At 54.7% G+C, this 9,094-nt stretch carries 13 protein-coding genes; all 13 read left to right on the forward strand.

The features are described 5' to 3' along the window. Window positions 1–22: 22 nt before the first annotated feature. The 13 genes from N438_RS08470 to N438_RS08535 all read left to right on the forward strand — a co-directional run bounded on the left by N438_RS08470 (window position 23) and on the right by N438_RS08535 (window position 9,054). On the forward strand, window positions 23–283 hold the full coding sequence (locus tag N438_RS08470) for a hypothetical protein (protein ID WP_116696225.1): 261 nt from the start codon (window positions 23–25) through the stop codon (window positions 281–283). Continuing rightward, a complete protein-coding gene (locus tag N438_RS08475) occupies window positions 264–581 on the forward strand; it encodes a head-tail connector protein (protein WP_023339902.1) in 318 nt (105 codons plus the stop codon). Before N438_RS08470 ends, N438_RS08475 begins: the two co-directional genes overlap by 20 nt. Beyond that, window positions 578–916: a head-tail adaptor protein gene (locus N438_RS08480; RefSeq protein ID WP_014228910.1), complete on the forward strand. Its 339-nt coding sequence runs from the start codon at window positions 578–580 to the stop codon at window positions 914–916. The genes N438_RS08475 and N438_RS08480 overlap by 4 nt, the downstream gene beginning before the upstream one ends. Further along, complete coding sequence (locus N438_RS08485; RefSeq protein WP_048263894.1) at window positions 897–1,286, forward strand: hypothetical protein; 390 nt, start codon at window positions 897–899, stop codon at window positions 1,284–1,286. The genes N438_RS08480 and N438_RS08485 overlap by 20 nt, the downstream gene beginning before the upstream one ends. Beyond that, complete coding sequence (locus tag N438_RS08490; protein ID WP_021462608.1) at window positions 1,283–1,684, forward strand: HK97-gp10 family putative phage morphogenesis protein; 402 nt, start codon at window positions 1,283–1,285, stop codon at window positions 1,682–1,684. Before N438_RS08485 ends, N438_RS08490 begins: the two co-directional genes overlap by 4 nt. 31 nt (window positions 1,685–1,715) lie before the next feature. Then, entirely contained in the window at window positions 1,716–2,177 is a 462-nt protein-coding gene (locus N438_RS08495) for a phage tail protein (protein ID WP_116696226.1), read from the forward strand. Window positions 2,178–2,234: 57 nt separating this feature from the next. Further along, window positions 2,235–2,600: a phage tail protein gene (locus N438_RS08500; protein WP_014228914.1), complete on the forward strand. Its 366-nt coding sequence runs from the start codon at window positions 2,235–2,237 to the stop codon at window positions 2,598–2,600. Window positions 2,601–2,832: 232 nt separating this feature from the next. After that, complete coding sequence (locus N438_RS08510) at window positions 2,833–6,168, forward strand: phage tail tape measure protein (protein ID WP_116696227.1); 3,336 nt, start codon at window positions 2,833–2,835, stop codon at window positions 6,166–6,168. Then, window positions 6,168–6,506, forward strand: a complete 339-nt coding sequence (locus N438_RS08515; protein WP_017898999.1) for a phage tail protein — start codon at window positions 6,168–6,170, stop codon at window positions 6,504–6,506. Before N438_RS08510 ends, N438_RS08515 begins: the two co-directional genes overlap by 1 nt. Then, window positions 6,503–7,258, forward strand: a complete 756-nt coding sequence (locus N438_RS08520; RefSeq protein ID WP_023289191.1) for a phage minor tail protein L — start codon at window positions 6,503–6,505, stop codon at window positions 7,256–7,258. The genes N438_RS08515 and N438_RS08520 overlap by 4 nt, the downstream gene beginning before the upstream one ends. A gap of 1 nt (window position 7,259) precedes the next feature. Next, window positions 7,260–7,970, forward strand: coding sequence for a C40 family peptidase (locus tag N438_RS08525; RefSeq protein ID WP_116696228.1), 711 nt, complete (start codon window positions 7,260–7,262; stop codon window positions 7,968–7,970). Window positions 7,971–8,011: 41 nt separating this feature from the next. Next, window positions 8,012–8,434, forward strand: coding sequence for a hypothetical protein (locus N438_RS08530; protein WP_073557413.1), 423 nt, complete (start codon window positions 8,012–8,014; stop codon window positions 8,432–8,434). A 26-nt stretch (window positions 8,435–8,460) separates the two neighbouring features. Beyond that, a complete protein-coding gene (locus N438_RS08535; RefSeq protein WP_116696229.1) occupies window positions 8,461–9,054 on the forward strand; it encodes a tail assembly protein in 594 nt (197 codons plus the stop codon). Window positions 9,055–9,094 lie beyond the last annotated feature (40 nt).

Here is a 9,094-nt window from a genome sequence, read left to right on the forward strand (position 1 = left end):
TTTTCCCTTTCAGGAGAATGTTATGGCTGCGAAAAATAAAGCAGTGGAGCCGGAAGAAACAGGCACACAGGACAACCATGCGACCGTGGTCGCACAGGCAGAGCGTAAATCCGTTGTGTTCCTTGGGCCGCACCACCGTTATTCCCGTGGAGATATCGCGTGCTTTGAAGGATCGCTCGCCGAAGAACTGGTTAAGCGGCGTATCGCGGTATGGCCGGAGGATGCCGAACGTGCGCTGAAACCGAAGCCGGGAGACAGCGATTTTGATACTGACATTGGATGATGTGAAAAACCAGCTACGCCTGGAACTGGATTTCACGGAGCATGACGCCATGCTCACGCAAATGGTGAACGCCGCGCAGCGGAGCATCGAGCGTGATTATTACTGCAAGCTGGTCACCAGTGATGAAGAGCTGCAGGCACTCCCGGAGACCGTCCGCGGATTTATCGCGGATGAAGATATCCGGCTGGCCATTCAGTTTCTGGTCAGCGATGCGTATCTGAATGGCCATACCGGACAGTGGCTGGAAACCGCTGCGGTGAGGCATCTTCTTTTCCCCCTGCAGGAGCATACGCTATGAGCCTGAAACCGGGTGATATGAACTGTCGCATTGCAATTAGCTACGTTCAGTCCGGGCGGGGGCCGCTGGGTGAACCGCTACCGGAAAAGCAGGTTGAATCGGGAAAAGCGTGGGCAAAACGGGAGCTGGTATCGGGGCGGAAAGTCCGCACGCTGGATCAGCAGCAGGTGGTGGAAACCTGCCTGTTTACGGTCTATCCGGGTGTGCTGGTTGATATTGACTGGAAAATCACGACGAAAAATCTGGTTTATACCGTCCGGAATATCGACCGCAAAACGGACCGGATCATTATCACGGGGGAGGCTGACGGGCGGCATGATAGAGCTGGCGATTAAGGGGGCGCTGGAGCGCATCACCGGCATGAATGCGTATCCGCTTTTACTGCCGGACACAGTCCAGGAAGGAGCGACCTTTCAGCGTATCTCTGACCCGGAAATGGTCTCGGGAATGTTGCGAACGGGGATCGTCTCTGCCCGTATCCAGGTGAACCTATACCTTCTCGATAATTACACCTCACTGCTGCAGCTGGATAAAAAAATCTGGGCGGAACTGAAGTCAGTCGTTCATGGCCAGCTGGAGGGTATCCCGGTTCAGTATGTGGAGCGAGGCGGTATCCATCAGGATAAAAACCAGCTGACGAATCGTCGCATTCAGTATCGCCTGACCCGCGATTTCATCATTCACTACGTGGAGGACTCCTCGTGATCCGAATGGAAGTTAAAGGGCTGGATGAGCTGGAGCGGCAGTTAATGGCCCTGGGCGAAAAAGTGGCGACGAAGGTATTGCGGGATGCCGGGCGCGAAGCGCTAAAGGTCGTCGAGGAAGATATGAAGCAGCATGCCGGCTTTGACGAAACGTCTGCCGGGCCGCACATGCGGGACTCAATCAAAATCCGCTCTTCCACCCGCAAGGGTAAAGGGAACGCGGTTGTAACGCTCCGTGTTGGCCCCAGCAAGCAGCACCATATGAAGGCGCTGGCGCAGGAGCTTGGCACGGTTAAACAGGTTGCAGACCCCTTTATCCGACCCGCCCTGGATTACAACCTCCAGACCGTTTTGCGCGTGTTAACCGTGGAAATCCGAAACGGCATTGAAAACAGGTAGCATCCGCTGCCGTATAAAAAGAGAGAGAAACATGGCTGATAAAACTTCGCCTGAATATGCGATGTTGCCGGCGGGCACCATTGTGAAATACGGGGAGCCTGGCACTGCCACGTCAGCGCTGAAACCGCTGATTAACTGTAAAGCGCTGGGTGCAATGGGGCAGACGGGGGGCTTTGTCGACTGCACCACGTTACTGGATAAGCAGAAACAGTCCATCAGCGATCTGCCTGACGGGCCTGAAAAGTCGCTGGGCTTCATTGATGATCCGGGCAATACCGATTTTGCCGCGCTGCTGAACGCAGCAGAGGCCCGCAAGACCATCCAGTTATACGTCGAATTACCCAACAAGCGAACAGCGACGATGCTCCTGGCGCTGTCCGGCTGGCAGATGAATGAAATCGCCGCTCCGGCGAATGAGGTCATCCAGATCACTGTTCAGGGTAAGCAGAACAAGATCACCTGGGGAACCGTCGCTGTCTCCGGCGGCGCCTGATTAACTTAACCTGTAAACAGCCACCTTCGGGTGGCTTTTTATTTTTAAGGACTACCTGTGAAAGATAAAGATTACCTGTCCACGCTGAAATCCGCGTTGCTTAAATCGGAGCCAACCGTCATTAAAACCGAGTTATTTGGCGCCACCGTATTCATCCGCCGCCTGACCGGGGATTACCTCATCAGCTACGAAGAGAAAATGGCTGAAACCGCAAAAGCTGGCGCAGCGCGCGAGGCATCGGAGCAAGTCATCCAGATCGTCATCGATGCACTGGTTCAGCCGGATGGAACGGCCATTCCGGATGAGTTTAAACCCACGGCAGCCGAGCTGCTGAAGGCCCATGAAAACCCCGAACTGCTGGCCGCAGTGGAAAAAGTGAAGCAACACGCCATCGGCAAGCTGGAGGAAGCGGAAAAAAACTGAGTGACTCGCCCTGGCTGGAGCTGATTTTCTGGCTGGCCGACCGCTGGGGCGAGCCTGACCCATCCAAAATTGCCGCGTTGCCGGCAAACACTCTGTACCACTGGCGAGCCTACTTCCTGAAACAGGGCACTTTCCGCCGTCCTGGCGATGAAAACGCGCCACCAACCGAAACCACACCTGCGCCATCCCGGGTCGATGATGAATGCGCGGCAGTCATGAGGGCATTAATGTAATGGCAGACGTCGCATCTTTAGCGGTCGGGCTGCACCTGAACGCAGCCAGTTTTAAATCCCAGCTGCTGGGAGCGTATGGCGATGCGGAGAACCAGTCACGACGGTTTAACCGTAATGCCCAGGCGGACGCGAAAAAGACGGAGGACGCCTATAAGAAGGTCGGTCTGTCGATATCCGGGATGGCCAGCCGGCTGGCGGGACTGGCAGGAGCCGGCCTTTCCATCGGCACGATCGTCACCACGTCCAGACAATATGGACAGGCATTATCAGACCTGCAGGCCATCACCGGTGCGACTGCAGCTGAAATGAAAGCGCTGGATCTGGCTGCGCAGGAAATGGGGCGCACGACAGAGTACAGCGCCAGCCAGGCCGCCGAAGCGTTAAAGCTGATGGCGTCGGCTAAACCGGAACTTTTAAAAACGTCCGATGGACTGCAGAAGGCTACGAACAGCGCGCTTATCCTGGCGCAAGCCGCCGGCACAACGCTGCCCGATGCGACCAGAACGCTGGCGCTCTCCTTAAACCAGTACGGGGCGAGCGCGCAGGAGGCGGATCGTTATATCAACGTGCTGGCTGCCGGCGCGAAGTACGGGTCGTCGGAGATTGTGGATACAGCGGCCGCCATTAAAAATGGTGGCGTCGCAGCCGCACAGGCCGGCGTTGGTTTTGAGCAGCTGAATGCCGCGATTCAGGTGCTGGCAGAGCGTGAAATTAAAGGCGGTGAAGCCGGCACGGCGCTGCGTAACGTCATCCTGAATCTGGAAAAGGGCACGGACAAGAGCCTCAAGCCGTCCGTGGTTGGTCTCAGTCAGGCGCTGACCAATCTTTCCGGGAAAAATCTCTCCACGGCCCAGGCCGTAAAACTGTTTGGCGTGGAGAACCTGAATGCGGCGTCTATCCTGGTCCAGAACCGTTCAAAGCTTGATGAGCTGACCGCTTCCCTGACCGGTACCAAAACGGCGCATGAGCAGGCATCCATCAGGGTTAACAACCTGAACGGCGATTTGCTGGGGCTGAGCAGTGCGTTTGAAGGGATGGTCATTAAGATCGGCCAGAGCAGTAACGGGCCACTCCGCAGCGGGATTCAGGTTGCCACGGAGGCACTGAACAGCCTGGCAGACAATTTCAACACCGTCTCCAGCGTGGCGCTTTACAGCCTGATCCCCGTGCTATCCACGAAACTGACTGCAGGGCTACGGGAGAATATCGCGGCCTGGCGGGAAAGCCAGGCGGCGGTAAAAGCGCGGGCGCAGGCTGATGCGGATATTGCCCGCAAAACGCTGGATTCGACAGCGGCCATCCTGAAACAGAACGACGCTGAGTTTGGCCACTACCGGCAGATGGAGCGGACGGCTAAACTGTTCGGGATGAATATCAGTTACCAGGATGAGTTTACCCGCCTCATCCGACAGGAAACTGAACAAACCAATCTGGCCAGCCAGGCGAAACTGAAACTGGCGGCGGCAAACCGGCAATTGTCGATATCAGCCCGCGCGGCCTCCGTTGCGGTGGGGCTGGCAAGAGGTGCATTAAATTTAATCGGTGGTCCGTTCGGCGCCGCGATGCTGGCCGGTTCGGGCCTCCTTTACTTTCATGAGAAAGCAAAGGAGGCCAGGCAGTCAGCCATTGATTTAAAAGATGCCGTAGTCGAAACCAGTGAAGCGCTGATGCGCCTCTCGCTTAACCAGCTAAATGTGAAGCAGTTCGACCTGGAGGATCAGTACGAAAACCAGGTCGTGCAGCGTAACCAGCTGATGAAAGAGATTCAGGATGCCGACAGTCGTATCGACAGCCTGAAAGGGTTTGACCCCTTCGGCCAGCTGGAAGGGGTAACAAAAGGCCAGGCGCGTGCACGGGCGGATCTAGATAGCGTTAACGAGGGACTCCGCAAAACCGAGGAAAACATTAAGCGTGTCAGTGATGCAAAAACACTGGCTCAGCTGGGTTTATCGGGAAAAATAACCTCCCTTACGGACGATCTGAAAGGGGCGTTAAGCACGCCCCCCAAAGAGACCGGAGATGGAAATCCCTGGGGCGGCGATGGCGGTACCGGCACGGGGAAAGGCAGTAAGTCCAAGGTCGACCAGTTCAAAACGCTGCGGCAGCAAATTGAAGAAGCCCATGCGTCCAGCCTGGCCAGAATTAACCTGCAGGAAAAGGACAGTAACAGGGAGCTGCAGGAAGCGGCGAAGAAAAATGGCGCCAGTGATGCTGACCTGCAGCGCGCGCTGTTAATGAACGCAGAGAATTACCAGAAACAGCGACTGGATCTGGCCGCGCAGTATTCCCCCGCCCAGGAAACTCTGCGAAAAGAGCAGGAAGCCAGCCGGGACCTGGCTGAGCTTTTCAAAGCCCGCCTTCTTGATGAAAAAGAGTACCAGGCCGCACGAATAACGCTGGCCAGAGATACCGCGAAAGAGCTGCTGCAGGCGCATGCCGATGAAATCGCTGCGCCGGCACTGGATATCGCCGGCGAAGTTGATCCACTGGTCTCGCTGCGCAATCAGCTTGCGCAGCGGCAGGCATTGCTGCAGGCGTACTACCAGGGCAGCGCGATCAGCAAAGAACAGTACGAAATGCTGATGCAGAAGGCGACGAAAGAATCCGCCGATGCGCAGTATCAGACGTCACTGGAGTTATACCGATCACAGGGAGAATTCCAGAGCCTGGCCGTCGGGTTATTTGAAACGGCTCATGAGCGCTCAAGCAACTTCCTGACGAGCATGCTGACGCGGACGAGAAGCTTTAAGGAGAACATGGCTGACCTGTTTTCCTCGCTCACGCAGTCGATCATAAAAAACCTCGTTGATATGGCCGCTCAGGCGCTGGTCACCAGTTCCGTCATGCAAACCATTATGGGCGTGGTGGGCGTCGGGACCAGCGTTGTCACGGGCGCTGCGGGCGCAGGCTCGGGGACGGCGATCCAGAATGCCGCCAGTAACTTCCAGTTCAACGCCAAAGGCGGCGTTTACGACTCGCCGTCGCTGAGCGCATACAGCAACCAGGTCTACGACTCTCCGCAGTTCTTCGCTTTCGCAAAAGGGGCCGGCGTATTTGGCGAGGCCGGGCCGGAGGCCATCATGCCACTGACGCGTGCCGGCGATGGTTCGCTGGGTGTACGCGCTGTCGGTGGAGGTCAGAACGCCGGCGCGTCGGAAGGGCCAAAAGTCTATATCACGATTGAAGGCGGAAACACCTCAACGCAGGCGCCGTCTGGTTTTGAGCAGTTTGGCCAGCAGATTGGCTCGTTTGTGGAGAAAAAATACAGGGAGCTGATGGCGCAGGATATGCGCCCTGGCGGGATGGTCTGGAATGCAGTTAAAGGGCAACGCTAATGGCTATTGAGATATTCACCTGGAGTCCGCGGGTTAATCCCCAGCAGACCGTTAACTTTCGTGTCCGGAAGGCGCAGTTCGGTGACGGGTATGCGCAGGTATCCGGCGATGGTATTAACACCCGATCACAGGATTGGGAGCTGAGTTTTGTCGGTACGGAGGACTATATCCGTCCGATTAAGCAGTTCTTCGACCGTCATGCCGGCACCCGCGCGTTTCAGTGGACCCCGCCTCTGGAAGAGGTGGGGCTTTACCGCTGCGAACAATACAAACCGGTGCCGCTGGGCGGCGGAAATTACTCACTTTCAGCCACTTTTATTCAGGCATTTAAACCATGAGCCTTAACGCGAATTATCAGAAGTTAGAGCCAGGCGATGAGGTTCGTCTCCTGGAGATCGATGGCCAGGCGTTTGGCCTGGATGAGGTTTTGTATTTCCACGGCTATAACGTTCCCCATACTGCAGCCGAAATCCTCGCCGCTGGCGGCGACCTGGATAAGCTGCCGGCGAAAAGCATCTGGTGGCAGGGGCGGGAGTATAAAGCCTGGCCATGTGAAATCGAAGGGATCGAGTCATCCACCACGGGCAGCGACGCGCAGCCAACGCTGCGGGTAGGGAACATCGACGGAAAGATATCCGCGCTCTGTCTTCATTACGACGATCTGGCTCTGGCGCGGGTTGTCATCCACGACACGCAAAAACAGTATCTCGATGCGAAGAACTTTCCGGACGGGAATGCCTCAGCTGATCCGACGCAGGAGAAACGGCGCCTTTTCTTCATTGACGTAAAGCATTATGAAGACGATGAGAAGGTGGAATTTACTCTCTCCAGCCCGTTTGCCCTGCAGGGGATGATGATCCCGACTCGCCAGCTGCATGCGATTTGCACCTGGTGTATCCGCAATCAGTACCGCAGCGGTAACGGGTGCGACTATGCCGGCACCCGGTATTTTGACAGGAACAATCAGCCAGTTGATGACCCGTCGCAGGATGTCTGCAACGGAACGCTCACGGCCTGCAAATTACGTCATGGTGAGAATAGTGAACTGCCGTTTGGCGGGTTCCCCGGCACCTCATTAATCAGGAGCTGATATGCGTCAGAAAACGATTAAGGCCATCCAGGAACATGCGGCCGCAGAATATCCGCGCGAGGCCTGCGGCCTCGTCGCCCAGAGGGGCCGAGCGGAGCGTTATTTCCCCTGCCGGAACCTGGCCACAGAGTCGAAAGATAATTTTGTGCTGGCGCCGGAGGATTATGCGGAGGTTGAGGAATGGGGAACGATCACCGGTATTGTTCACAGCCATCCTGATGCCACCACCCAGCCGAGCGAACTGGATAAAGCGCAATGCGACGCGACCCTTCTCCCCTGGCATATTATCAGCTGGCCAGAAGGCGATCTCCGTACCATCCACCCGCGTGGTGAGTTGCCGCTCCTCGAGCGACCATTCGTGCTGGGTCACTACGATTGCTGGGGCCTGGTGATGAGCTATTTTAGGCAAACCCACGGCATCGAGCTGCACGATTACCGCGTCGATTATCCGTGGTGGGAAAAGGAGTATCCGGACAATTTTTATCAGGACTGCTGGTATGAATGCGGGTTCCGTGAGTTTGATGGTCCACCGCAACCGGGTGACATGGTGATCATGCAGGTGCAGGCGGATAAGTGGAACCACGCCGGGATTCTGCTGGAAGGGAATATGCTGCTGCATCACCTGTATGGCCATCTCAGCAAGCGCGTGCCGTATGGTGGATACTGGATGGAAAGGACAATGAAAATCGTCCGATACCATTCTCTGTGTTAATCTCTTGTGGAATTTTAACTATAAATCCAAGGGACACTGAAATGAAAAAAATAGCTCTAGCATTGGCAATTGTCACAGTAACAGGTTGTTCGACAACAGTTGTACCTCCCAGCCAAGCTATTTCCGCCTCAAAAGAGCATGTTTTTAAATATCAAGAAAACGATGGTAATAACGGTAGCCTGACAATCGTTCGTGATTCAGGATTCGTGGGGGCAGGATGCTATGCAACAGTTTATTTGAATGGTGAGCGAGTAGCGAAACTGGATCCGAAAGAAAAAGCGACATTTTATTTATCAGAGGGAGAGTGGGCTGTCGGTGCTAATCTTGAAGGGAAAGGACTTTGCAGTTTAAACCGAGAGAGGCAAGAACGATTTTTCAATATTAAAGCTGGAGAGAAAAAAGCAGCAAGAGTTTTTACGGATGCTAATGGCGATTTGGATATAAGGCCAACCACTATTAATTAACTCGTTTCCCACCAACTGGAGCTATTATGCAGGAAATAATGACAAGAATTGAGCTTTCTGGAATTCTTGGCAAAACTTTCGGGAAGATTCATCATCGGTTGATTTCAACAGTCCAAGAAGCAGGCATAGCACTGGCTGCCACCATCCCTGGATTTGAACATTTCATGAATAACAGCAAAGAAAAAGGGTTGACCTTTGCTGTTTTCAAAGGAAAGAAAAATATCGGTAAGGATGATTTAGGATTCCCTGTTGGTGGTGAAGTTATCAGAATTGTTCCTGTTTTAATTGGTAGTAAAAAGGCGGGACTGCTTCAAACAATTCTTGGAGCAGTTATTATTGTTGCCTCTGCTGTCGGCTCTTACTTTGTTCCTGGCAACCCCGTGTCAGCATTTGGTTATAAAATGGGGGCTGCGATGATGCTCGGCGGCGTTGTTCAGATGCTTTCCCCACAGCCAGCTGGCCTGGCACGAAAAGAATCCGCTGACAATAAAGCGTCCTACGCCTTTGGGGGCGTGACGAACACTGCCTCTCAGGGATACCCGGTCCCTTTGCTTTATGGCAAACGGCGAATTGGCGGCGCCATTATATCTGCCGGTATTTACGTAGAAGACCAGCAATAAGTTTTATTCAGTAAACCATCCAATTCAGGCCACCTTGCGG

Origin of the sequence: Klebsiella sp. GL120222-02 (genome assembly GCF_003097195.1) — a bacterium.
GTDB lineage: Bacteria > Pseudomonadota > Gammaproteobacteria > Enterobacterales > Enterobacteriaceae > Klebsiella > Klebsiella variicola.